21 protein-coding genes and 2 pseudogenes are annotated in these 24121 nt (G+C 59.8%); 9 read left to right on the plus strand and 14 right to left on the minus strand.

Going from position 1 to position 24121, the window contains the following annotated elements:
* Positions 1-744: phage integrase family protein (locus tag ACFSNN_RS03475; protein ID WP_377779161.1), on the minus strand; the 744-nt coding region annotated here is incomplete at its 3' end.
* Positions 745-789: 45 nt separating this feature from the next.
* Positions 790-1437, minus strand: coding sequence for a hypothetical protein (locus tag ACFSNN_RS03480; RefSeq protein WP_134466119.1), 648 nt, complete (start codon positions 1435-1437; stop codon positions 790-792).
* 179 nt (positions 1438-1616) lie between these two features.
* Between ACFSNN_RS03480 and ACFSNN_RS03485 the strand changes: the two genes are divergently transcribed.
* The 6 genes from ACFSNN_RS03485 to ACFSNN_RS03510 all read left to right on the plus strand — a co-directional run bounded on the left by ACFSNN_RS03485 (position 1617) and on the right by ACFSNN_RS03510 (position 6624).
* On the plus strand, positions 1617-2252 hold the full coding sequence (locus tag ACFSNN_RS03485) for a hypothetical protein (RefSeq protein ID WP_134466118.1): 636 nt from the start codon (positions 1617-1619) through the stop codon (positions 2250-2252).
* Complete coding sequence (locus tag ACFSNN_RS03490) at positions 2249-2821, plus strand: hypothetical protein (RefSeq protein ID WP_341868465.1); 573 nt, start codon at positions 2249-2251, stop codon at positions 2819-2821. Before ACFSNN_RS03485 ends, ACFSNN_RS03490 begins: the two co-directional genes overlap by 4 nt.
* A gap of 114 nt (positions 2822-2935) precedes the next feature.
* Positions 2936-4234 (plus strand): integrase, encoded by a 1299-nt coding sequence (locus ACFSNN_RS03495; protein WP_341868464.1) that lies wholly within the window; start codon positions 2936-2938, stop codon positions 4232-4234.
* 50 nt (positions 4235-4284) lie between these two features.
* The gene (locus ACFSNN_RS03500; RefSeq protein ID WP_134466117.1) at positions 4285-5262 is read left to right on the plus strand and encodes an AAA family ATPase; all 978 of its coding nucleotides are present in this window, start codon (positions 4285-4287) and stop codon (positions 5260-5262) included.
* Complete coding sequence (locus tag ACFSNN_RS03505) at positions 5243-5920, plus strand: hypothetical protein (protein WP_244323234.1); 678 nt, start codon at positions 5243-5245, stop codon at positions 5918-5920. The genes ACFSNN_RS03500 and ACFSNN_RS03505 overlap by 20 nt, the downstream gene beginning before the upstream one ends.
* A 209-nt stretch (positions 5921-6129) precedes the next feature.
* Positions 6130-6624 (plus strand): transposase, encoded by a 495-nt coding sequence (locus ACFSNN_RS03510; RefSeq protein WP_134466116.1) that lies wholly within the window; start codon positions 6130-6132, stop codon positions 6622-6624.
* Between the two features lie 468 nt (positions 6625-7092).
* On the opposite strand, the gene ACFSNN_RS03515 is transcribed toward ACFSNN_RS03510, so the two are convergent.
* From ACFSNN_RS03515 to ACFSNN_RS03530, 4 genes are all read right to left on the minus strand, one after another.
* Positions 7093-8226: an amidohydrolase family protein gene (locus tag ACFSNN_RS03515; RefSeq protein ID WP_134466115.1), complete on the minus strand. Its 1134-nt coding sequence runs from the start codon at positions 8224-8226 to the stop codon at positions 7093-7095.
* Positions 8223-9527: an MFS transporter gene (locus ACFSNN_RS03520; RefSeq protein WP_134466114.1), complete on the minus strand. Its 1305-nt coding sequence runs from the start codon at positions 9525-9527 to the stop codon at positions 8223-8225. Before ACFSNN_RS03520 ends, ACFSNN_RS03515 begins: the two co-directional genes overlap by 4 nt.
* 84 nt (positions 9528-9611) lie before the next feature.
* Positions 9612-10886: a CaiB/BaiF CoA transferase family protein gene (locus ACFSNN_RS03525; RefSeq protein WP_134466113.1), complete on the minus strand. Its 1275-nt coding sequence runs from the start codon at positions 10884-10886 to the stop codon at positions 9612-9614.
* Complete coding sequence (locus ACFSNN_RS03530) at positions 10883-11869, minus strand: hydroxymethylglutaryl-CoA lyase (RefSeq protein WP_134466112.1); 987 nt, start codon at positions 11867-11869, stop codon at positions 10883-10885. Before ACFSNN_RS03530 ends, ACFSNN_RS03525 begins: the two co-directional genes overlap by 4 nt.
* 163 nt (positions 11870-12032) lie before the next feature.
* Between ACFSNN_RS03530 and ACFSNN_RS03535 the strand changes: the two genes are divergently transcribed.
* Positions 12033-12866 carry an IclR family transcriptional regulator gene (locus ACFSNN_RS03535; RefSeq protein WP_134466111.1) on the plus strand — a complete coding sequence of 278 codons (834 nt, stop codon included), beginning with the start codon at positions 12033-12035 and terminating at the stop codon, positions 12864-12866.
* Positions 12867-13702: 836 nt separating this feature from the next.
* Here the strand turns inward: ACFSNN_RS03535 and ACFSNN_RS03540 are convergent.
* The 5 genes and pseudogenes from ACFSNN_RS03540 to ACFSNN_RS03560 all read right to left on the minus strand — a co-directional run.
* Positions 13703-13842: pseudogene (locus ACFSNN_RS03540) on the minus strand (transposase); the annotation flags it as partial.
* 731 nt (positions 13843-14573) lie between these two features.
* Entirely contained in the window at positions 14574-15743 is a 1170-nt protein-coding gene (locus tag ACFSNN_RS03545) for a porin (RefSeq protein WP_134466109.1), read from the minus strand.
* 237 nt (positions 15744-15980) lie between these two features.
* Positions 15981-16658, minus strand: a complete 678-nt coding sequence (locus ACFSNN_RS03550; protein WP_134466108.1) for a beta/alpha barrel domain-containing protein — start codon at positions 16656-16658, stop codon at positions 15981-15983.
* Between the two features lies 1 nt (position 16659).
* A complete protein-coding gene (gene pdxA / locus ACFSNN_RS03555) occupies positions 16660-17685 on the minus strand; it encodes a 4-hydroxythreonine-4-phosphate dehydrogenase PdxA (RefSeq protein ID WP_134466107.1) in 1026 nt (341 codons plus the stop codon).
* A complete protein-coding gene (locus tag ACFSNN_RS03560; protein ID WP_134466106.1) occupies positions 17682-18830 on the minus strand; it encodes a four-carbon acid sugar kinase family protein in 1149 nt (382 codons plus the stop codon). The genes pdxA and ACFSNN_RS03560 overlap by 4 nt, the downstream gene beginning before the upstream one ends.
* 57 nt (positions 18831-18887) lie before the next feature.
* On the opposite strand from ACFSNN_RS03560, the gene pdxR reads away from it, so the two are divergent.
* Positions 18888-20372, plus strand: coding sequence for a MocR-like pyridoxine biosynthesis transcription factor PdxR (pdxR, locus tag ACFSNN_RS03565; protein WP_134466105.1), 1485 nt, complete (start codon positions 18888-18890; stop codon positions 20370-20372).
* A 205-nt stretch (positions 20373-20577) separates the two neighbouring features.
* On the opposite strand, the pseudogene ACFSNN_RS03570 reads toward pdxR, so the two are convergent.
* Positions 20578-21182, minus strand: a pseudogene (locus ACFSNN_RS03570) (HAD-IA family hydrolase).
* A 106-nt stretch (positions 21183-21288) separates the two neighbouring features.
* Between ACFSNN_RS03570 and ACFSNN_RS03575 the strand changes: the two are divergent.
* A complete protein-coding gene (locus ACFSNN_RS03575; RefSeq protein ID WP_134466104.1) occupies positions 21289-21492 on the plus strand; it encodes a hypothetical protein in 204 nt (67 codons plus the stop codon).
* 88 nt (positions 21493-21580) lie between these two features.
* Here the strand turns inward: ACFSNN_RS03575 and ACFSNN_RS03580 are convergent, their stop codons facing one another.
* Together ACFSNN_RS03580 and thrC are read right to left on the minus strand one after the other, a co-directional pair.
* Positions 21581-22576 carry a homoserine kinase gene (locus ACFSNN_RS03580; RefSeq protein ID WP_134466103.1) on the minus strand — a complete coding sequence of 332 codons (996 nt, stop codon included), beginning with the start codon at positions 22574-22576 and terminating at the stop codon, positions 21581-21583.
* A gap of 21 nt (positions 22577-22597) precedes the next feature.
* Positions 22598-24010 carry a threonine synthase gene (gene thrC / locus ACFSNN_RS03585; RefSeq protein ID WP_134466102.1) on the minus strand — a complete coding sequence of 471 codons (1413 nt, stop codon included), beginning with the start codon at positions 24008-24010 and terminating at the stop codon, positions 22598-22600.
* Positions 24011-24121: the final 111 nt, after the last annotated feature.

The following is a 24121-nucleotide window of genomic DNA, read 5'->3' on the forward strand; positions in this document are numbered from 1 at the left end:
TCCCAGTATTTTCAAGGCTCCGGCTGATGTCCATTTTCTTTCTCTTGCGCGTAACGCCTGCACGGCTTCATAGTCGTTGGACGCATCGAGGGTACAGGTGGCCGGCGGCGCGCGGAACGTGCCGGCGGAGCCGTCGACCTCATGCGGCAGTCTGAGTGTTTCCCACGGCACGATGTCGCGGGGGTGGCTGGCGACCACGAGCGCACGCGCCTTGTCCGTAAGGGCGGGCCACGCGGCAAAGAATGTCTCGATGGCGCGGGCGCTCGCCACGCCGAGCCCGGGCACGGCCTTCCACCACTGGCGCCGGCGCGGGATGCGCACGGTCAGATCGGCGAGCGTCCGGATGCCGTACGCGTGCAGCACGCGCACCACGCGCGGGTTGAACCACTGGGCGATGTCGTCAGCGATCTGCGGTGCGGGCGGGCGCGCGTTGCGCAGCGCGTCGATCGCCTGCGCAACGCCTTTTGCGTGCTGCTCACGCCCTACTGCCCGATGAGTGAGGAGTGCGACGAGATCGTCGCGATGGGCCGCGCGCGAGAGATCCCGCAGCTTCTTACGGATGCGGCCCAGTACGCCGCGTGCCGACCTTCCATCGCCCAGCGCAGCGGGCAGGTAACGTGCCACGGCCTGCCGCACGGACACGCCGGCGTACCACGCGCGCAGCACGGCAAGCTCGTCGGCATCGGGAAAACCGGAGGCGGTGTCATTAGCGGGCGCGGAGGGGAGGGTGAGGCGCGTTTTCATACCCCGGAGTTTAGTACAGAAACCAGTGCCTTAAGATAAGAAGAGTTATCTTAATAGACGCATCCGGCAACACATTTTGCAACGAAGCGCGCGCTCGCTCACGCAACTAAAGTTGTTAATACTCGTCACCGTACCGTCGATGGTCTGTTTGCTCCGACGCGTTGCGGAAAAAACGCAAGTGCTTCGATATTTGCGGGCTTCTTCAGCAAGTATTCGCGCGTCTCGCCAGAATCCGTCGTGGCACCGAGCAGCACCCACGGAAAATCGATAGTGCAGCGCCGGACGGGTCTCGATCGGCGCGGGTGCTGCGGTCGAAAACGAAGGCGCGAACGGTAAAGCGACCTTACAAATCTTCTGATACTCCAACGCACAGCGCCGTAGAGCGGCAAGCACCTCGCCGGGCGTCGCTGCGAGCACCTGCAACGGCGCGTGATCCCATCTGGCAACGAAATGGCCATCCGCCGTTCGATAGAGCCAGTACCACGGACGCCCGTCTTGCCACCCGAGCAATCGGCGGTGGCGCACATCGAAATCAACGGGCGAGATTGCATCGATCACGTGCCAGCTTTTTGCGTCGGACCAGGACAGGCGCGAGCCATGACTGGTGGCCCACATCGCGTCGCGGCGCGCCTGCTCATGTGCGGAGTGCGCCGCCTGCCGCCGTGTTTTGCTGGTGTGCGGAGCCGTCGGCAAGCGTACAGCGAAGTAATGTCGTCACCGGCCAATACCCGCCAGGACAGGGCTGGGGCCTCCGAGTTGACGAAATTACTTCGTTGGCCAGCGAAGTAAAATCGTCACTTCGCCTCAGTGCGCATTAAATTCGTCACTTCCCGTTCGTCCTAGACCATAACTTCCTCAGGCAGGTCGAACACATGGTCGCCGTTTTGCGAAGCTTCGAGCCGCTCATGCTTCCGCGTCCTCGCGGCGCGCACCGGTATGACGCCTTCAGTCCAAAGCTCGGGCGACGCCTGACGCTATACAGGCGCAGCGCCTTCGAAACCTGGCTGATGCTGGAAGCGGATCCTGCTTCAAGGACATTCTGTGAACGGCCAGGCTTCATGGTAGTTGATGGACAACGTCGCGTCGTCGATTTCTGGGCAAGGTCTGATGACCATAAATACCTGGTATTACTATCGGAATCGACAACTACGAGCAATCGCCCGCGAAGCCGTATTGACTTCGACCCGGAAGCCTTCGCGGTGCGGTACATCGATGCAGCCGAAAGAGCAGCTGCGCGCGTCTGGACCGGAGCCTGGCAGCGCATCCTGCCCGTGCTTGTCGCCGCTCGGGGCCTCGTCGAGCCTTCGCTGGCCGCTTCGATCGAACGCTTTGTCGCGTCACCTCAATCGCTGATGGCGATCGAGCGTGAGTTTTCGACGGGCGACCCCGTGCTCGTCCGCGCAGCCGTCTTCGAACTGTTACACCGCGGCCGAATCCAGGCGCTGGAGTTACACACCGAAAGCCTGTCGTATATGACACGTTTCGTTGCGATCCGAGCCATACCATGAGCCGCCGCAAACCCGATTTCCAGGCACTCGATCTCGCCTCATGGCCGACACTGACCTGGACAGAACTCGACGCTACCGCGCGCGGTCGCGTCCGGAGACATATCGACGCCATTGAACGTTATGCGAGCGGAGAAACACTCGCCAGTATCGAGAACGCTACGGGAGTCAACCGCAGACAGCTCTACCGGGTTCTCGACAGGGCACTTTCGCTGCATGGCGACGGGCGGATATACGGCTTTCGTGCGCTTGTCGTTTATGCGCGTGTGACGGAATATACCCGCCTGCTACCCGTCACCTTGCATAGCGAACGGGGCGGTGCCGTCGGTGCGCTTTCCTTGCTGCTCGATCACTATCCCAGGCTCGCTGCCTGGCTCATCCTGCAGATCAGACAGCGCCGCGTGACACTCAGCCAGATACCTTCCGACGAGGGCCTCCGGATCAGGCTGCACGGATTGAGGTCGTTGCATCAAGGATTCTTGCAGGAGTGCCGCCAACTGGGTCTGACGGTCGCCGACTATTCGTTCAACACCGCCGGGCGTGCGATCAGGTCGCTGTCCTCTCGCGTATAGGCCGAGCTGCTGCGCGGCTTTGGAACGGTCGCAGTTGCTGCCGGTGCCTCGCACCTGAAGGGACTGCCGCGTGCCGACGATGCACCCGCTCCCGCGGCGACACGGCCGTATCAGGTGGTCGAATTTGATGGTCACCGGCTCGATGTACGGCTCAAGGTCGTCGTCCGCGATCCACTCGGCTTTGAGCATGAGTTTGAGGTCGAGCGCGTGTGGCTGCTGGTGATCATCGACGTATGCACGCGGGTCGTGCTTGGCTATCACCTGGCGATGACGCGGGAATATAGTCGTTATGACGTGATCAAGACAATCGAGAACGCGCTGGAACCGCGGTCAGTGCCCGCCTTCACCATCCCCGGACTGATCTGCCAGCCGCACGATGGTTTCGCGTCACAGCGCCTGCCCGAACTTGCCTACGTCAGCTGGGAATGCATCAGACTCGACAATGCGAAGGCAAACCTTGCGGGCGAAACGCTGGTTGCACTTTGCGAGTTCGTTGGCTGCGCCGTCAGTGCAGGGCCGAAGCACAGTCCGGACGAGCGCCCGTATATTGAGGGCTTCTTTGGCACAATCGCCAGCAGGCTGTCCTCACGCCTGCCGGGCTACACGGGCTCTCATCCTCGCGATCTGCGCCGCGCGCTGGCCGACCCGAAAGGTAATCTCCGCCTCTATGTTTCGCTCGATGAGCTGGACGAACTGATCGCTAATGCGATTGCAAGTTATCACGGGACGCCTCACGGCGGGCTGAATGGTGTGACGCCGCTCGAAGCGATGGAGTTCTTTGTTCGTGGAAGAGGGCAGCTGCTGGCGTGGTTGCCGGAAGTGCGCCGGCTTACGTTATGCCTGATGCAGTCGGCGCGGCACTGTCGTGTGCGCGGCTACCTTGCGCTCGGCGTCCGTCCTCACATCAACCTGTTCGGCGTACGCTACACCAACATGGTCCTTGCCAGCAGCGCCCAGCTAATTGGCCAGGCGCTTCGCGTCTACATCAACGCCGACGATCTTCGCTGCGTGCGTGCTTTCCTCGCCGATGGCAGTGAGCTCGGCGTCCTTGACGCACAAGGCGCCTGGCGCGTGCTGCCGCACAATCTGACATTGCGCCGGGAAATCCTGAAAGGGAAAAACAGCAGGAGCTCAGGACATATGGCAGCTGAAAATCCGATCGACGCCTACGTGCAGACCAAGGTCGCAGCAGCTAACAGGTCACGCAGGGCGGCCTCCGATGCAGCGCGCACATTGCGCCTCCTGGCAAATGCACCAACGGCCAAAACACCGACAGGCCCGCTGGGACCAGATGCAAGTCCAGTGACGGCGGCAGCGAAGGTAGCAGAGGCGACCGGCGAGGTCGCCGGTACGGCACCCGACAAACCGGTTCGTCCGCGCAGGCTTGGTATCGGGACGGGACAGGTCTTCTGACACGTGGTTCTACAGGTGGTACCCAAAGGTATTGGTCACAGGAGGAAGGCATGTCGCTTCACATCCAGCGTCCGGTCGATCCGTCGCTGCACCCGCTCGTCACCGGAAACTACCGGATCGCCACACCGGCTATCGAATCGTTCGATGAGCTCGTCGTGAGCTGTCTTCGCTACCGTGTGACGGGGGCGCTCATCTACGGCGCTCCGAGGATCGGCAAGACGCGTTCGATAGAATACGTGCGCCTGCTGCTTGCCAGAGAACATCCGAAGGTGACAAGCTACCACGCCCGGTGCGAGCACAAGCCGCGGCACGCAGAAGGGCCGTTCTTCTCAAACCTGCTTGAAGCTGTCAGCGATCACGATCCGAATTCGGGCACCAACCCCGCGAAACGTATGCGGCTTTCGTTGCGGATCCGGGAAGCGGCTGCGCGGGCTGGCAGTGGGACGGTTTTGCTCTTTTGCGATGAAGCCCAGCGCTACAACGAAAACGAATACGAGTGGCTAAGGGATGTACACGATGCCCTCGACCGTCAGCAGATCAAGCTGTTCACCTTCCTCGTGGGTCAACAGGAGCTTCTTGCCCAGAAGAGTGCGCTGCAGATCGCTGGCAAAACGCAGATCGTCGCGCGCCTGATGGTCGAAGAACTTGCGTTCCACGGAATTCGCGACGCGGAAGATGTCGCCACGTGTCTGAACGGATACGACCAGACCGCCTATCCCGAGGGCACGCAATGGAGCTTCACGAGGTTCTACGTACCACAGGCGTTCGATGCGGGCTATCGACTTGTCAGCGATGCGGCCGTACTGTGGGATGCCTTCGGGGCTGCACATCACAAGTCGACCCTGCCTGGCCGGCTCGAGATACCGATGGCATCCTTCGCGCGGGCCGTCGAGATCGTACTAAAGGATAGCGAACTCAGGGATGCTCCGGGATACTGTCCGGACCCATCGTTATGGGCCCACGCTGTGCGCCGCTCCGGGTATGTCCAGTCGCGCCACGCAACCGGTCGTGTGCTCGTCCACGCGTAAGGACGCGCCTGCGCTAATCGCGCCGCGCTTCCCGATACTCAGCCTCGACGAGCGGCGACTGACCCCGGCACTGGGCTTCATATTCGATGCAAGGTGGCTGTTGCCGGGCGAATCGATGGTATCGATCCTGTGGAAGTTCGCGCGTGCGAACGGACTTCCCGGGCACGCACTGGTGCGGCTGATGGGCGCCGACATCGACCCGTACGAAGGCGTTGAGCCGATACGTGACGCCGTTGATCTGAAGCATTTGAGGTGCATGCTGCTACTGCCCGGCAAGGTGTTGCGCGCGTCACTGCTTGATGCCGGCCAGCGGGGAAGACATCATCCTGACTTCAGGTATTGCAGGCAATGTGCAGCGCTTGGTTATCACAGCGTGACGTACCAGATGTTCAGTGAGAACCGATGCCCCGCGCACCGACAGAAGCTCGAGACGCGATGCCAGCATTGCGGGCAGGAGACGCCCTACATTTTGAACGCGAGTCTTGTGGGCTCACCGTATCGTTGTGCGCAATGCGGCGCGCTTGATGCGACCCGGTCTCCTCCGGTTTTTGCAACAAAGCCAGCGATGCGCAAGGAACATCGGATTGCCATCGTACGGCATTTCCACAATCGCATGGCAGGCAGCTTTTGCCTTGGCGGTGAAGATTGCGACGTATAAATCGCAGCCTTGAGCGGCAGGGGCGGGCGCTTCATGAGGCAAAAGCCCCACCGATCGTTGCACCGGAACTGTCCTGTGAAAGTACGCAGAAACGGGTGTTGACACATTTACTTCGTTTTTGGTGACGAAATTACTTTGTTCTACGAGATCGAACTGGCCCTTGCGAATGCGCACCGCACATCACCAGGCTGCGGGAAATACTCGCCCAGATGTGCGGCGGACGCGATCTGACCAGGCTGTCCGCGCTGTCAGAGTACGGCGTACTGCAACTGATGGGCGAAGTCGGCACCGACCTGAGCATCTGGCCCACCGAGAAACATTTCACCGCTTGGGCCGGGCTGGCGCCGGGCAGGCACGACAGCGGCAAACGCAGGAAAGGCGTGCGGCGTGGGCGTAATCGCACAGGCCAACTGTTTTGCATGATGGCGCAGAGCCTGGTGCGCAGTGAGGACATCGCGCTCGGAGGATTTTACCGGCGCCTCGCCGCGCGTCGCGGCGGTCTCATCGCGACCAAGGCGCTGGCCCGCAAACTGGCTGGCTGGTTCTGGCGAGTGATGGTCAAGGGAGATGACTATGTCGAGCAGGGACTCGCGCGCTATGAGGAGCAGGTACACAAGAGCAAGGAACGCGCGCTAAAGCGCCTTGCAAAGGAATTGGGACGCCAACTCGTTCCGCTATCAACCGTTGATCACGCAACGACATGAAAAGCATGGACGCGGGAGGTTCCTTTATTGTCGCTGACTCCGTTTTGATCCAGATGCCGAGATTCACATGAACCGTTCGGATGTTGACCCCATTCTTGGAATGGCCGGCATTTACGACCGTGGCCAACCGGATCATGGACGCGTCGGAAACCGGTTCATTCTGGTGTCGGCAGCAACAAGCTGCCTTAATGCCGACGGATTGATCCATACGCAGCACCGCCAACCTGAAACAGACGATCCGCTTAGCTTAGTCGAACACTGGTTTCGGGAATCCGAACAGGAATTTCGGCAAACCCAACAGCCGTTTCGGAACACCAGCGTTCTCGTTCGACTTCAACCGAAATGCGTGTTCGTCATCCAGCAAAAACCTTGTTCCGCTTCAGCCGAAAACCCTGTTCGGCTTCGCCGAAATACGCGTCAGACGCGTAGGACAAGGCATAAACGTCCCGCAGCCAATCACTTGAACAATCAACCAAGGCGATACACCTTACGTACCGTGCCTTGAAACAGGGCTTCACGCTCATCCGCGCTCGCCTGCGCCGTTAGTCGCTTGAACGCATTCCAGCCGTTGCTGTAGGGGTACGAGCCCTTGTCCACCGGGAAATTGCTCTCGAACATGCAACGCCCGGGGCCGAACGTTTCGATGCAGGTGTGCATCCACGGCTTCCATGCTTCGGCGAGTTGCACTGACGACGGCGGCAACTCACCCTTTTCGAATTCGAAACCGTTGATTCGCATCCCGAGCCCGCCAACCTTCACATGGACATTGGGCAGTTGCGCCAGCTCGCGCATGGAGCGGGACCATCTGTCGAATACCTCCTTGCGCCTGTCCGCATAGCTGGCGACACGCACGACGCCACCGCAGTGATTGATGATGACGGGTGTGTCGGGGCATGACTTCGCCAGTTCGAATAACTCGGGAAGTTGCGGGAAGAAAAGCCACGCATCATAAGACAGACCCAATGGTCCCAACTGCGCTACGCCCGCGCGGTAGTCCCGATCAAGCAGCAATCCCCGCGGTGCCGCCGAAACGGGATTCACCAGCGTCAGGTCGGCGTCCCAGGTCACAAGATGCCGAACACCGCGAAACCGGCCCTGTCCGGCCGCGAGATGCGCTTCGAGGACGTCTCGCACCGCTACGCCACCACGAAGGTCTGCGTAACCGACGATGCCTTTCGCGACTTGTGGCTTTTCGCGCTGCGTCGGCGCGGTTACGCCTGTCACGTACTCAATCTCACCGACCGGCCGCAGTTTCTCAGAGCCTGACTTCCTGTAACGGGTGAGCGCCTGCATGTACACCGACGCCATGATGTTATGCCCCGACTGTGCGTCGCCAAGATATTCGTCGAGCAGATAGGTCCAGCCTGGACGATCGTAGAAGTGATGATGCGCATCAATGATCGGCATTTCTGGTTCAAGCGCTGCTTCGGTCCCTGAGGCAAGCCATTCGGATCGAACGGGCAAGTAGTTGCTGGTCGGATTCATGGGACGAGTCTCTTCCTTGGCGAAGGCTTGCGTGGTGGCGATAGCAGGAACGGCGATTGACGCTGCGACGCCCCGAAGAAGCTGGCGGCGCATCGGCGAATAGGCCACTCCGCTCATTTCTCTCCCCGATTGAAAACATAAAGGGAGAGCGTCAATAACGTCGTAATGCCGAGCACAACGGCGAGACCGAACATCCCGGCAGCGAACGTGCCGAAGGTGTCCTTCAGATAGCCAACGAGATAGGGGCCGGCAAAGCCGCCAAGCGCACCAATCGAATTAATCAATGCCAGTCCGCCAGCGGCCGCCTGGCCGGACAGGAATCGGGCGGGCAGCGTATAGAAAATCGTGCGTCCTGCAATCGTGCCGATCAGAGCCAGCGTGATGCCGACCATTGCGGGCAGCAGTGCATGGAAGTACGTCGAGACACCCAGTGCGACCGCGCCAATCAGAAAGCCCGCGGCGAGGTTTGCAATATGTCCGCCTCGACGGTCGACACGTTTCGCCCACCACAGCAATGCGATGGTCGCGAAAAAGTACGGCACTGCAGAAACCCAGCCTGTCTGCGTCACGCTCATCCCGTGGGCTTTAAGCATCTGGGGCAACCAGATGCCGATGCCGTAAGAGCCCATCGTAAATCCGAATGAGATCATGGCGAGGATGTAGACACGCACGTCCTTGAGCGCGGAGCGGAAATCTTTCTTCTTCTGGCTCGATGAACCCTCGCGGTCAAATGCGCTTTGCAGGGCAACCCGCTCGTCATGCGACAGCCATTTGGCATCGGCGGGCTTGTCCGCAAGCAATTTCAGCACAAGGTATCCGAGCACGCATGCAGGAAGGCCTTCGACAATGAACATCCATTTCCAGCCCGCAAGGCCGAGTACGCCATCCATGTGAAGCAGGCCCGACGACAACGGGCCGCCCACCAGTGAAGACAGCGGAGTCGAAACGGTGAACCATGCGAGCACACGTGTCCGGTAGGAGGCGGGGAACCAGACAGCAAGGAAAAAAATGACACCGGGGAAGAAGCCGGCTTCGCCGATCCCGAGCAGCAGCCGGATGACGTAGAAGCTGGTCGGCCCCGTGGCGAGCGCCGTGGCTGCGGCCATCAACCCCCAGGTAATCATGATGCGGGCAAGCCAGCGCCTGGCGCCGAAGCGGTACAGTGCCAGATTGCTGGGCACTTCACAAACGCAATAGCCCGCGAACATGATCCCTGCTCCCCAGCCGAACTGGGTCGCACTCAGTCCGAGGGCGTGGTTCATTGTCAGCGCCGCGAAACCGACGCTGGTGCGGTCCAGATAGTTGAAGAAGTATGCGAGCGCGAGAAGTGGAATGAAGCGCCACGCTGCCTTTCTGACTGCCTGCTGTTCGAGGGTGGCCGGAATATCAGCCGTCATACCCGAGGAAATGGATGTCATTGTCGTCTCCAGACAATTCGCCGGCGAATCCGGCTGCATTGCGGTCGGCTGCTGCGCAGCATTCTTTTGAGGCGCTTTCCGGCGTCAGGCGCTGGCAAGCTCATTGTCCGAAGGACTCGACTGGCCACCCGACTGCCGGTCCTCGCATCGGACGACTCCGGCATCGATCAACTGTCTGAGTTCGTCATCGGTATATCCAAGCTGCGACAACAACGCCTGCGTGTCCTGTCCGAGTGCGGGCGGGGCCGCACGGAGGCGCAAGCGCTGACCGTCAAGCGTCAGCGGCAGCAGTGCGGTTCGGGTGGAGACCGGCTTACCCGCGCCGCTGGCATCGGGCGGCAACGTCACATCGGCTAGGCCGCCGGTAGCCAGCAGATGCGGATCGTCGAAGAGGTCCTGCGGCCTGGTAATTGGCGCATACGGCAAGCCGATGCGTTCGAAGATCGCGCTGATTTCCGCCGCAGTGAACGCTTCCATGTACTGGCGAACTTGCGGTAGCAACCAGTCGCGGGCCTGGACACGTTGATTGTTGGTAGCGATCCGCTCATCTGCCTTCAGTTCGTCAAGACCGAACGCGTCACAGAACAGGGCCCATTGCGTGTCTGACACGACCGCCAGGAAAATCTGCTCGCCGTTCTTGACTGCGAAGACGTCATACACGGCCCATGCGGATATGCGACTTGGCATCGGCGCCACAGCCGTGCCCGTCACGGCGTACTGCATCATGTGCTGTGAAACGAGGAACACGTTGTTTTCGAACAGCGCACTCTGGACTTCCTGACCCCTGCCAGTGCGTTCGCGCTGGGCGAGAGCAGCCATCGCACCGATGGCACCGAACATGCCACCCATGATGTCGTTGACACTGGTGCCGGCACGCAGCGGCCGTCCTTCGGGCCCGGTCATGTAGGCAAGGCCGCCCATCATCTGCACCACTTCATCCAGCGCGGTCCGATGATCGTAAGGGCCGGGGAGAAAGCCCTTGTGGGAGACGTAGATCAGACGGGGATTGACCTCGGACAGCGAGGCGTACCCCAGTCCTAGTTTATTCATCGTGCCGCTCTTGAAGTTCTCGCTGAAAATGTCAGCGCCCGCAAGCAGCTTGTGGACAATCTCCACTCCGCGAGGGTCTTTCAGGTCAACGGCGATGCTTTTCTTGTTCCGGTTGAACGTGCCGAAAAATCCCGCACCCGATCCACGCAGGGCGCGCGTGCTATCGCCTGAAATCGGCTCGACCTTGATGACTTCAGCACCCAGGTCTGCCAGCACCATGCCGCAGGTCGGCCCCATCACCATGTGCGTCATCTCGATCACACGCACGCCGCTGTATGGCAGGGATTGATTCGACTGGATCTCACTCATTGCGCAACTCCCAACAGACATCCTTCCGGTTGTGACGCGCTCGGTGCGCGCCCATCTGCGTAGCCGAATCCTTTGGGCAGTCCGGCGTCCTGCACATGCCCGTAAAGCGCTTCTTCTGGTAGTGCTTCAGCGAGAATCGCGCGAGCAGCGATAAGGGCGTCAATATCGATGCCCGTGTCGTAACCCATGGCTTCGAGCAGAAACGCGAGATCTTCGGTCACGATGTTGCCGGTCGCGCCCGGTGCGTACGGGCAACCGCCGAGACCCGCCTGGCTTGCGTCGATTGTTGTGACGCCTGCATCGAGAGCGGCGAGGACGTTGGCCAGTCCTTGACCGCGCGTGTTGTGAAAGTGCGCGCCACCTGCCTTGCCACCGAGTTCGGTCTGCAAACGACGGAAGAGGCGCCGAACCTGCGTCGGATTCGCATAACCACTGGTATCGGACAGACCGACTTCGTCAACGCCGCACTCAGCCATCGCGAGGCACATCCGGATCGTCTGGTCGTCGCTCACCGTCCCCGCGATCGTGCAACCGAACGCAACGGATACACCCGCTTCAATCTGTACGCCGGGGAACTGTGCGTTGCGCAGGGTGACAATCTCGCGCACTTCCTCAATCATCTGCGCGGTCGTCTTGCGGATATTCGCCATCGAGTGCTCGTTGGTCACCGATACCGGCAATGTGAGCTTGTGTACGCCCGCTTCAAATGCGCTTTGCGATCCGCGCAGGTTCGGCGCGAGCACTGCAACGTGGAGGCCGGGGATCGTCAGCGCATGAGCGACAACTTCACGGATGTCGGCCATCTGGGGAAGCAATTTTGCAGGCACAAAAGAGCCAACCTCGATCTCCTTCAGCCCCGCCGCGGCCAGCGCGGAAATCCAGCGGAGCTTGGCCGCCGTAGGCATGACGCTCTTGATGCTCTGCAGGCCATCGCGTGGGCCTACTTCGCTGACCAGTACTTGGGAAACCGGGGCTTTGTTCAAGTAATGCTCCTTGAAAGTTCTATCAGAGAGAACGAAGATCTATGGGATAGAACTATAGGAGTGAACTTCGTTTGCGCAAAGGAGAGTAAACCCGAAATTCAGAACTTGAGTTCTATCAAATAGAACTATATAATCGGTTAAACATCATCAAAGGAAGATTGCCGTGGCCCCACAGACTGCAGATCCCCTTGCCGCCGGATCTGGCGCCGGTGCAGAAAGTTCAAGCGGTGTCGCAGTTCTGGACCGCGCGTTCGCGATCCTTGGCGCGTTCGGTCCGGGCGATGATCGCCTGACGCTTACCGAGCTTTCACGCCGTACTGGCCTGTACAAGAGCACCGTCTTGCGCCTGCTTGCCGCCCTTGAGCACGGTGGCTTCATACGTAAGCTGGAGGACGGACAGTACGCAATCGGACCTCAGCCCCTGCGCCTCGCTGCGCTCTACCAGCGATCATTTCAGGTGGGTCCGGTAATCGAGCCGATCCTGCAGCAATTGAGTCGCGATCTTGGGGAAACTGCGTCGTTGTATGTGCGGCAGGGCGACCATCGGCTGGTGCTCTTTCGCGTTGAACCCGCCCGCGCCGTACGAGTATCAATCCGCATCGGCGAAGAGTTTCCAATCGACAAAGGAGCGTCAGGCAAGGTGCTGCTGGCGTTTACGGAATCGCAGGATCCACGCTGGCTTGAGGTGCGCGAACAGTTGTGGGCAGTCTCGCACGGCGAGCGCGATCCTGAAACCGCTTCGGTATCTGTGCCGGTGTTCGGCGCAACTGGCGAACTGGTGGGAGCGCTTGCGCTGTCGGGACCGAAAGCGAGGTTTGACATGGCGTCGACACTCACGGCTGCACTGATCAATTTGCTCGAATGTGCGAAGCGCGCGACAGTGGCGCTTGGCGGCATAGGCTCGCGATTTGACGCAAGTATCGCGAGAACGACCCAGGAGGGATTTCGTCCGGACGGCGGCCTCAAGTTTGAACTGCAACACCTTGGATCTGGCTAAAGTACGTAAAAGTCCGAATCTTGACGGCGCCCCAATAAGCGCTAGGTGCCGGTGGTCAGTAAACTGCCAATACGGATCCGATTTGATCGAAGCACCACGGCCGCCCACCGCTCAGTCCCAACAGGCGCCTGGCATCTTTGAATGAGTGCTGGAATAGACGATCGTCGTTCAGGAGGTGCCTGAAAATTGTCTTGTGCCCGTTGGTGGGCCTCAATCAGTTTATCAATTGGCGCGGTCTGAAGCTGACTATCGTAGAGTTCGAGTAGTCGCGCCGTAGCTTGAACTGCATGCGGTCCGAGTCTGTAGCCGGATTCGAGGTTTTGCGAGTTTGCAAGCTCGCCGAGCTACATGTCAGCTTCGGCGTATATCGACGGATGCCCGACGCCAAAGCCGGCGTCAAACAAGTAAAAGGAGGCGAACATTGTTCGAACGATAGTCCCTAGATGCATTCCGACGCCGTGCCCCGAACTCAGCGCGTTGAGACTTAGATAGTTTCGAAGTGACAGGTCGGTTAAAGTCGCAGCGGAGAGGTTACCTGTCGGCATCGGTGGAGCTTTTCTGACGCGTAATGCCATGTTAAATAAATTGAGGGGTTGTGTGCATCTCGACTGGCACCTGTTTGAACCGGGTTCTAACAGATGTTTTAAGTTCCGTTCCTTTTCGCTAGTGCGGGGCATCGCTACGAGCCTCGTTATCGATGATCTGCAGAAAACCACGTAGACCAAAGCGCGACTGCGGCAGGGGTTGGAAGACTGGGGCACGGTCGGTCTTCCGAGCACGCCCGAGATCAAGGAGTGAGGGCACAGAAAGTCATACGGGGCAGTAAGGCGATCGGGTACCACATGGAACACGTCATAGATGACCTCGGCCTGCCGGCCCCGCGCCTTAACCTCTCCTGTTGATAGGCTGCGGTCATGTCGATCGCGACCGCTTCAATGCGTGCAGCCACGTCCTCGGGAAGCGGTTCGAAAAGCGCCTCAAAGTCAGCACCATTCTCCAGATCGCATGGCCGGTCTGGCAGGACCTTGTGGAAAGATGTACCAAGCACGATCCCGATGGCGATAGAAATACATTGCTAACGGCCATCTCCCGTTGTGTGCGACTATGCACACGTAACGGTCGCCACAGGCGCGTCCGAAATGGCTAACCTTAAAACCACTCGCCGCATTGGGGGCTAGCCAGTGCTGAACCATCGCTCGTAGCGGCCTTCCTGCACATTCCATAGGTTACTCTCCAATGAACTCGGCGCGCCAATACGAGGCATTGGCCAACGCGAAATGTCGACCCCGCTAAGAACGCACCTAATTCGTCATCATCGGGATAACAATCAACGCTGGCGAGTTGTTGTGGGGACCTGTTCCTGCGGGTGCGTGAGGAGCTAAACTCGCGGGGATCTTCCACCCAGATATGGAATGGCATATCGTGCACCTTGCAGGCAACGATGCTCCGCCCATTTTGCCCCGCGAACCGGATCGGATCCATAGAGAAAGGTCATGATCAACTTCCGCTAAGTGATTATTCTTGCGACACAGTAAAAAACGTGACTCGCAGACGTTAGGGTCTGCGAGTCACGGTACTGCCCTGCGCGATCTGTCGACGAGCGGCATTGTTATGCCACGTAGCGGGTGACATAGATCCGAACTGGACCGTAGCTGCGAGACTCTCCCTTGATGTTATACGGGCGAGTCTCGACTGAGAAGCCAGCGCTTAAAACTTGTGTCGAATGCCGATGCTAACAATCTCCTGGGAGCCTGTTCCAGGCGCCGACGCATAGCCATAGTCGGCGGCTGTCGCGGAACCCGGAATCACGCCAACCTGATCGCCGTTCATGTGCTGAAAGACTCCCACCAAATACAGATCGGTCCTTTTCGAAAGATAGTAGTCTCCGCCAAGCGAAATCTGCTGATAGTTTGCACGCGCCTGACCGGACGCGTGCGTGTAGTTATACTGAGCGCCGAGTAGCATAGTCGGCGTAACCTGGTAGCCAAGGTAGCCCACGGCAGTGTTGAATATTTCGGTCGATCGGAAAGCGGAAGCTGCATCAGGAACATACTGCGCATTGCTGTATCGCGCCCCGACCGTAGCGCCGCCAAATTTGTAGCTGAGCGCGGTCGAGAGAATGCCGTAGTTGCTAGCGGTCTTCAGCCCACTGGTGACTGGCGCACCGAAGTTGCCATCCGTCGTCCCGCTCCACGGCGTGCTTGACGATGCACGGGCAGTGTTCGACGCAGCGTTAAACGCTTTCAGGTAACCCGCGGCCACCGAGAGTCCACCAACGGAGTATTGCCCAGCGGCGCCCCAAGTCTGAGCGGACCCCGTCTGCCCGGCAATGCCACCGAATGCGTACATCGTTTCGAACGAGAAGCCGCCGATATTGGGTGACGTATACTTGACCGAGTTGTTAATCCGCGACCCATTGTCGTTATTGTCCACGTCCCCCGGGGCCGCAAAGGGGCTACCCCATGTCCCAACACCGGTCAATGGCTGGACGAGATCGACCACTGGGTCGTACTGCCTGCCAAGCGACACCTTGCCAAACCGCTCGGACTTCAGACCCACCCACGCCTGTCGTCCAAACAGCCGACCACCCTGGCCGAGCGTGCCGTTGTTCACGTTAAACCCGTTCTCGAGCTGGAACAACGCCTGAAGGCCACCACCCAAATCTTCGACGCCGCGCAGCCCGAACCGGTTGCCCTGGATATTGCCCGCATATAATCCGATCTTGTTTCCGTTCTTGCCATCGGGTTGAGCAACGTTGTGAACGTACTGCACAGATTCGTCTATCACTCCGTACAGCGTTACTGAACTCTGCGCGTGTGCCACTGCGGTCAGACCGAGTGCCACCAGAGGCAATACCCCTTTCGAAAAAACCTTCATGATGTCTCCGTTTATCTCGTTATTTAGGACTACAATGTTATGTGAATGATTCTACTTTTCTTCCACTGGATGTAACTAGTCATACGCTGGGTTTAATCGCTCAGGCCAGTAGCGGTCTGGACGTCTTCTGCATGAGAGCGGCCGGGCCAAGTGCCTTTCTTTTCAGATGTGGTCATCGGTTCTTCGAATACGGCGGGAGACTGCTGAAGCCCGCACTCCAATCGATTTCGTCGAACATCAAGCAGTAACCCCTTCGATTTTGAAGATCGTATCGATCTGGGCTGACAGACGTCGGTCGACGAAAGCATTCTGGAAAAGAGCGCTGCCGACAGTGAAGCCCCACGTATTCGCACTAATCATCGCCTTCACACGTTTCTCGCGGTCGATGCTGCCTGCGGCAATTACAGGTATACCGACTGCCTCGACGACTCGCCTTGTCAGTTCGACCGGATCGCCCTCGCCAGCAAAGCGATATGCAAGCAGGTCGAGACCGTGGACACCCGGCATCGACGCGATGCGGCGTGCGTCCTCGACGATTTCGTTCATCGTGCCCTCGAGTACGGTCGGGTGACCGACGGTGCGGCCCGCGAACGGGAAATATCGCACCGCCGAGCCACGCAGCAGCGGCAGCGCATCTTCAACGTGGCGGCCGCCAAGCAGATAATCGACGCCGATCTCCAGCGCGGCCCGAATCGATTCCAGCTCTGTTTCGCGGCTGGTCGCGACGACTTCCAGCATAACCTTGCGGCCGTCGGCGCGGATGCGCTGCGCGAGCTGTTTGAGCGCAGCGACCGGCAGGCCGATGTCCTTGAAGCCGACATAGTGAATCGGACTGTCGCGCAGGCTGTCGTAGGTGGCGATTGCGTCGGCGATTGTCGCGTCGTTTTCGGTCAGCATCAGGATGAAGTGGGACACGTCAGGCTCCGGTAGTGGATGAATGGTTCGCCCGAGAGCGGACGAACTGGTGAGCGGTTTGCAGGGCAACCTGCAGGCTGGCGGGATCGGCTATGCCCTTGCCCGCGATATCGAAGGCCGTGCCGTGATCGGGGCTCGTGCGCACGAACGGCAGGCCGACGGTGATGTTCACGCCGTCCTCGACCCCGGCGAGCTTAACCGGTATGAGCCCCTGGTCGTGATACTGCGCAACCACGATGTCGAAGCGGCCGCGGCGTGCGTTCATGAACACGGTGTCGCCGGGCCACGGGCCGCTGGCGTCGATACCTTCTTTCTGTGCAAGCCGGATGGCGGGCGCGACGATGTCGAGATCCTCGCGGCCGAAGAGGCCCCCTTCACCCGCATGCGGGTTCAGTCCGGCGACGGCCACGCGGGGACGTTCTATGCCGAGATCGCGCATCGCGCGATAAGCGAGCCGGATGATGCGCAGTTCGCTTTCGATGGAGAGCTTCGCGATCGCGTCGAGCATCGAGCAGTGAACCGTTACGAGGATGGTTCGCAGCGTCGGGTTGACCAGCATCATCGCGTAGTCACGCGTACCGGAGAGGTCGGCGAGCATTTCGGTGTGGCCGGGATAAGGCACGCGCGCGGCGGCGAGTGCTTCCTTGTGGATCGGCGCCGTACAGATGCCGGCGATGTCGCCCCGCACGGCAAGCTCGATCGCGGTACGGATCGCGTCGAATGCGGCCTGTCCGGCAGCGGCGCTCACGACTCCGAGCGGCAGATCGACGGGCAGCGTATCCGCACGATGCACGTGCAGGATATCGAGCACGCCCGGCCGCGGCGCGACTTCCGCTGCCGAGCCAACTTCGCGTATGTCCAGCTTCAGGCCTAGCGCGGCGGCCTGCCGTCGTAACACGCCCGCGTCTCCAATCACGAACGACGGGTACCCGGCGATGAACGCGGCATCGGCAAACGTCTTGACGATGATTTCTGGCCCAATCCCTGCCGCGTCACCCATAGTGACGGCTATCAGTTTCTGCTTCATGGTTTTGCCCCGGTCAAAGCGTTGATACAGGTGAGCAAAGCGTCGTCGTCGCCGAATCCGCCGGCCTTTGTGATCATGGGAAACGTACCAGTCGCGGTTTGAACCTCTGCCAGCGGCACACCCGGCATGATTTCGCGGCACACGCGCAGTGACACAGTTGGGAGCGCGTCAATGATGCGCCGGGCGGTTTCCCCTCCGGTCACAACGAGCCCGTCGCACGCGCCGCTGCCAACGAGATTCACAACCTGCAGCACCAGATCGCGCAGCGCAGCCTGCGGGGCGACACCGGCGGGCAGGCGTGATTCGCCGGTTGCCAGTACGTTCACCCGGCATTGGGCCTGGGCGATAACGAGTTGCCGTCGCGATTGTGGATTAAGGCTGCCCACGACGAGCCACGGGCGGCGGGCCGTGCGCATGCATGCGGATGCAGAATCGCGGTACCCAACACGTGCGACTTGCGCACTGTGCGGGCGAGGCAGCACGCGGGCGAGTCCGCGCAGAAGTCCGGTCGAACCGGCCAGCAGCAGATCGCGCGCGCCGGCGAAGGTAGTGGCGATCGTATCCAGCTCCGCTTCAGTGCGTGCATCGACAACCACAGCGTCATGCACTTCAAGCAGCGCGCCTGCGTGAGCCACGTCGCGTGCGACCTTTACCTCGATGCTATGCGCACGGAACAGTGCGGGGATGCTGGATTCGCGAACCGGCAGCGTGGGATCTTTTCCGAATGCGGTTTCGTGAACTGGCACGCCGTCAACGAGCACGCGCCCCTCTTCGACCGTGCGCCCGGCCGACGGAAACGCGGGCGCGATGAGCAGCTTACGCCGGCCGGAAGCGGCAAGCGCTGTCGAGCAGTCGCGAGCGACGCGGCCACGCAGCGTTGAGTCGAACTGCAGAGTGAGTACGTCGGCATCACGCCATGTGTGTGCGGCGTTGGCGACAGCGTGGTGATCGAGCTCTGGCGTGAATTCGCGGGAATTCGTGTCGAGGCTGACGACCTCGGCGGTACCGGTGCCTTCCGGTTGGACAAGGACAGCTGTATCCCAGCCATGCCCCGCGAAGCAAGCCGTCCCATCGAGGGCGCTGGTGAAGTCGTCAGTGATGATGCGGATGCGCATGGCGATCCCGTGGTATCGTTGGTTCGTCAATTCTGGCGGTTTCCGCAGGATTTTTAAGAACCAAAACGGGAGCAATTTGAGGCTTTTATGGTTGCGAACCGTCCATCTCGGCAGCCGCTGCCGGCGCTGGTCGCCCTTGAACTGGACCGAGTGTCAGGTGTGCCAGTTTTCCGGCAGATAGCAAGGCAATTGCGCGAAAAAACAGTTAGCCGTGCGCTGCTGCCCGGCACCCGCCTGCCGCCAAGCCGCGAACTTGCCAGCCACCTGGCGGTGGCACGCAACTGTGTGGTTGAAGCCTACGACGAACTGATCGCCGAAGGCATCCTTGAAGGGCGTGGCCGTCACGGTACTTTCGTGGTGGCAAGCACACCCGCCATCCGCGCCGCAGCAGATGGGCCGGCATGGAAGCCATTGTTGCTGCAGCGTGTGTGTCACGATGAAATGCGCCCACCTGAACGATCAACCGGTGCGAGCTTCGACTGGCGGCCCGGACAGGCCTGCACCCGGAGCTTGCCGCTCGACGTATGGCGGAACGCCTGTCGTGAAGCGGGGCGGCATTTGCCGCCACAAGGCTATGGTGATCCCCGTGGCGAAGCAGGGCTTAGACGCGCGATCGCGAACTGGATACGTGAACACCGATCGGTCTACGTTACACCCGAGCAGATTGTTGTTACGCACGGCACGGGTCATGCACTTCATCTGGCTGCGCAGGCGCTGCTGCGCCGGGGCGACCTGTGCGCGACGGAGGATCCGGGCTACACCGGCGCCGCCCTGGCATTCCAGCGCTCCGGCGCGTCGTTGCACTACGCGCCGGTTGATGCTGAAGGTGTCGTTGTCGACAGAATTGTCGATGACAGCGTCTCGCCGGTCCTTGTGCATGTGACGCCGGCGCATCAATATCCGATGGGCGGCCGTCTGTCGGGTCCGAGGCGCACGGCACTAGTCGAACTTGCGCGCACGCGGGCGATGCTGATTCTCGAAAACGAATACGATTGTGAGTTCCACTACGCGGGAACGAACCATCCGCCGATCTTCAGCTATGCGCCGGAAAGCACGCTGCTACTGAACACGTTCGCGAAAGCGGTCAGTCCTTCACTTCGCCTTGGTTTCATCGTCGCTCCGCCAGCCGTGGCTGCCGCGCTGGCCGCGCTAATCGAACGCGAGCGTACGCATGTGTCGTGGCCGGTGCAGAAGGTAGTCGAGACGTTGCTCGTGTCCGGTGAACTGGACCGACATCTGCGCAGGGTGCGGCGGCATTACGGGGCGATGCGTGACACCATACGCGAACGGCTGGCCCCATACGCGGACATGGTCACCGTGGGAGGCGAAGAGGGCGGCCTGCATGTGGTCATCGCAGGTCGCGATAGTGCGTTTGATCGGGACCTGCGAGCCGCATTGCGATCCAACGGCGTCGTGTTCAATGACATTGGCGATTTCGCCGTGCTCGAATTGGCCACCGATGGGTTTCTGCTCGGATATGGGCATATGGACAGTGAAGCGCTGGCACAGTCGCTAGATGTGTTCGAGGCATCGATCAAGCAAATCAAACATCGTGATCATCCGCTGCGGTAAGACACTAGCGCCCGGCACGACAACGTTAACGCCGCGCGTGCCGATTGCTAGCGCGGCGGGCAGCCCGATGGAACAGCTGGCCAGTCACCGTGGTTTTAATATTGCCATCGATGGCTGTCCAGGCTTGACACCGTAACGTGTCGTATCGAGCCCTTACAAGTCGAGTTTTACCGGAAGTCTCAGCATGGATAGGGAGGGCAAGGAATCACAGACCGAGTTGTGCGGCCAGATCGACGATCGTATCGACTTCATAGTACTCGTAGTACGGCGCGTCCGGCTCATGGCCGCGCTTGGCGAAAGCCTTGTGCTCGATGCCGATGTCGTGTGTCGTCATCAGATCGAGCGCGGGCTCGACGACACGTGAAGGACGTCCTCCGGGTTGCAGTTCAACTGGTCGAACACGTACTCGAATCCCTGCATGCGCGGTTTGTACGATTGCGCCTGCTGCGCGGTGACCACGCGATGGAATGGTGCCCCCAGCTTGTCAACATTGCTCTGGATCTGATCGTCCGACGCATTCGAAAGGATCACGAGCTTGTACTTCTTCGCGAGGCGCGACAGGCCCTCCCGTACGTCCGGGTGCGGGCCCCACGTCGGTGCGGCGAGGTAAAACTGCTCCGCTCCCGCTTCGAGGAACTCGATTTTCATGCGCTTGCACGCGCGGCGTGATGCATTGACGACCACGTCGCGATCCGGCTTCCACACGCCGAGCACCTCGTCGTGGCGATCGCTTGAGAAGAATGCGACGAATCGCCCCAGTTCTACGCCCTGGAGGCGGTTACCGTAAATCTCACGGGCCATGTCGCCCATGTGGAACTTCGTCAGCGTGTCGTAACAGTCGAAGGTAATCTACTTTGGCTCGAAATCGATTCTTGTCTCAGTCCTACCGTTTTGTGAACCCGTGAAGAATTGGGTGGTGAAGCAGGAAGTGAATTTCTCGGTCAGAATTCAAGCACTGAAAAAAGAAGATGTTGTTGGTGCTGGTGTGCAAAACACGAGTTCAACGTTGTATGTAAGGCTCGAGCGGCATCGTCTGCCGCGCAACACAGCAGCGGAAGTGCACGGCGAACTTCGCCGCCAACCCACTTCGTACTGCTCCTTGATGGTCATATTCAATTAGTCCTGGCCGCGGCTGTCATATAGCCACCGATGCTGTCGGCGAACTCTTGTAAAAACGGCCCCTTCCACCCGGGCTGAATGAGCCGTCTTTAGCTGCTGCCTTCGCTATCAGAAAGCGAGGAGCGGCGGTGATGGCATAACACGCGAAAGAAGTGCTCCGGGTCATGCGCCTGGAGCAGTGCAGAATCACGGGGGAAGTGCAGGTCCACCAGGCGGGATAGCCAGAAGCGTAACGCCACCGCTCTGAGCACCGCCGGCAAGTAGCATCGCTCCGGCAATGTCAACGCACGGGCGCGTTCGTAGCCTTCTACGAGTGCAGTGGCCATGGCGGGCAGCAGCGCCCCCGTCTGGCGGTCGATGCACCAGTCGTTCAGACACACTGCCACGTCGAATATCAATATGTCGGTTCCCGCGAAGTAAAAGTCGAAGAATCCCGACAGCTTCTCGGCGCCCGTGAGGCTCTCCTGTGAAGCGGCCTTGGAAAACATGACATTGTCGCGAAAAAGATCGCCATGTACGGGGCCTCGAGGCAATTCACGGTAGGAACTGTCACTGGTGAGTTCCTCCTGGAATCGCAGTTCATCAATCAGGACTCCGCGTCTTTCACCGTCGAGAAGTGGCAAGATCCGGTCGGCGGCCTGAAACCACCACTCATAGCCCCGCGAATTGACGTGCTGCATGTCGAAGTCGCTACCAGCCTGGTGCATGCACCCCAACGTTTCGCCGACTTGCTCGCAATGGTGTCGCTCCGGCTCCTGGCAATGCCCGCCTTCCAGTCTGGTCACAACGCACGCGGCTTTCCCGTTCAACCGGAACACCATCCGGCCGTTTTCATCTGCCTTTGGCTCAGGTACGGATATCTTCTTTCGAGCGAGGTGCAGCATTAATTGCAAGCTGAACGACAATTGAGCTTCGCTCAGCCGCTCGAAGAGGGTGAGCACGAATTCACCGGCGTTCGTCGTGACGAAATAGTTGGTGTTTTCAATCCCACATGGAATGCCGCGCAATGAAGTCAGCTCCCCCAGCGCCAGTGGCGCGATGAAAGCTGCAGCATCTTCCTCGGAGACCGGGGTAAATACAGCCATGGCAAAACTCTCCCGGCGAAGTCAGGCGTTGCAATGCCGGGCGATGTATGCCATCACCGCATCAGCCGATGGTGCGATCACTTCGCAGCGTCGCGGGCGTTCTTCCAGACCCGCCACTGCAGAGGGCCTCGGCGCGTCCCGGCCGGTCGCCTCGCGGATGATGTCCTCGAACTTCAGCGGGAGTGCGGTTTCGAGCACGATGGTGCGAGTGCCTGGGAGATGGTGCTCGCGTGCAACCTTGACCCCATCGGCGGTGTGCGGGTCGATCATCGTGCGATGGCGTTGCCAGGTATGCGAAATCGTCCGCAGGCGATCCACGTGCGTACTCTTGCCCGACACAAAGCCATAGCGGGCAATGCAGGCAGTTTCCTGTTCCGTGAGACAGAATTGGCCGCGCTGCGAAAGCTCCACGTCAAATAAGTCTGCGACGCGATGTGCATCCCGGCCCAGTAAGTCGAAAATGAAGCGCTCGAAATTCGATGCCTTCGAGATGTCCATCGAAGGGCTGGAAGTGACCATCGTCTCCCCGCTGCTGCGCACACGATATCGGCCGGTCTTGAAAAATTCGTCAAGCACATCGTTTTCGTTGGTGGCAAGCACCAGCTTCTCGATTGGCAATCCCATCTTGCGGGCGACGTGGCCCGCGCATATATTGCCGAAATTTCCCGAAGGGACGCAAAAAGAGACGCGTTCGCTGTTGTCATTCGTCGCCTGGAAATAACCGGAAAAATAATAGACGACCTGTGCCAGCAAGCGTGCCCAGTTGATGGAATTGACCGTACCGATGTCGTATTGGCGCTTAAACGCAAGATCGGCTGAAACTGCCTTGACGATATCCTGGCACGTGTCAAAGCTACCTTCGACAACAAGATTGTGAATGTTCTCGTCCTGCAGGCTGAACATCTGGGCCTGCTGAAACGGACTCATGCGACCGAGCGGACTCAACATGAAGACCTGCACGTTCTGCTTTCCCCGCATGGCGTATTGCGCTGCGCTGCCGGTATCGCCTGAGGTCGCACCGAGGATATTAAGTTCTGCGCCGCGGCGCCGCAGTTCGGCTTCGAACAGGTTGCCAAGAAGCTGCATTGCCATGTCCTTGAAGGCGAAAGTAGGGCCATTGGACAGGTTGAGCAAAGCGATCGATTCGTCCAGCTCTCGCAGCGGAACGATCTGTGTCGAGCCGAAGGTTTCCGGGGTATAGGTAGTGGCGACAATGGCGCGGAGCTCGTCTGGCGGGACGTCGTCGATATACAGCGCGAGGATCTCGAAAGCCAGTTCGGCATACGGCAAGCCGCGCCAGCGCTGGAGCGCTGCGTCATCGACCGTGGGGTAGTGCGCAGGCACGTACAGGCCACCGTCCGGCGCCAGTCCTTCCATTAAAACTTCTGAAAACCGCCGATCGACGCTGCCGCCTCGGGTCGACACGTATCTCATAACGACGCTCCCATCACTTGGGCCTTCAATAATTGAAAAAACGCTCGATACGGGATGTCGAAGCTAGATTTAATAAACTTCGACATCCCGTCAGGAACTGTGACGCGAGAA

This window comes from Paraburkholderia dipogonis, assembly GCF_042680985.1.
Lineage (GTDB): Bacteria > Pseudomonadota > Gammaproteobacteria > Burkholderiales > Burkholderiaceae > Paraburkholderia > Paraburkholderia phytofirmans.

Bases quoted from the DNA above. Each gene is read 5' to 3' on its own strand.
- ACFSNN_RS03490 (WP_341868465.1), top strand. From the start codon at position 2,249: ATGAGCCGCCGCAAACCCGATTTCCAGGCACTCGATCTCGCCTCATGG.
- ACFSNN_RS03520 (WP_134466114.1), bottom strand. From the start codon at position 9,527: ATGACATCCATTTCCTCGGGTATGACGGCTGATATTCCGGCCACCCTC.
- ACFSNN_RS03525 (WP_134466113.1), bottom strand. From the start codon at position 10,886: ATGAGTGAGATCCAGTCGAATCAATCCCTGCCATACAGCGGCGTGCGT.
- ACFSNN_RS03515 (WP_134466115.1), bottom strand. From the start codon at position 8,226: ATGAGCGGAGTGGCCTATTCGCCGATGCGCCGCCAGCTTCTTCGGGGC.
- pdxR (WP_134466105.1), top strand. From the start codon at position 18,888: ATGGTTGCGAACCGTCCATCTCGGCAGCCGCTGCCGGCGCTGGTCGCC.
- ACFSNN_RS03500 (WP_134466117.1), top strand. From the start codon at position 4,285: ATGTCGCTTCACATCCAGCGTCCGGTCGATCCGTCGCTGCACCCGCTC.
- ACFSNN_RS03545 (WP_134466109.1), bottom strand. From the start codon at position 15,743: ATGAAGGTTTTTTCGAAAGGGGTATTGCCTCTGGTGGCACTCGGTCTG.
- ACFSNN_RS03485 (WP_134466118.1), top strand. From the start codon at position 1,617: ATGGTCGCCGTTTTGCGAAGCTTCGAGCCGCTCATGCTTCCGCGTCCT.
- ACFSNN_RS03510 (WP_134466116.1), top strand. From the start codon at position 6,130: ATGTGCGGCGGACGCGATCTGACCAGGCTGTCCGCGCTGTCAGAGTAC.
- ACFSNN_RS03580 (WP_134466103.1), bottom strand. From the start codon at position 22,576: ATGGCTGTATTTACCCCGGTCTCCGAGGAAGATGCTGCAGCTTTCATC.
- thrC (WP_134466102.1), bottom strand. From the start codon at position 24,010: ATGAGATACGTGTCGACCCGAGGCGGCAGCGTCGATCGGCGGTTTTCA.
- pdxA (WP_134466107.1), bottom strand. From the start codon at position 17,685: ATGAAGCAGAAACTGATAGCCGTCACTATGGGTGACGCGGCAGGGATT.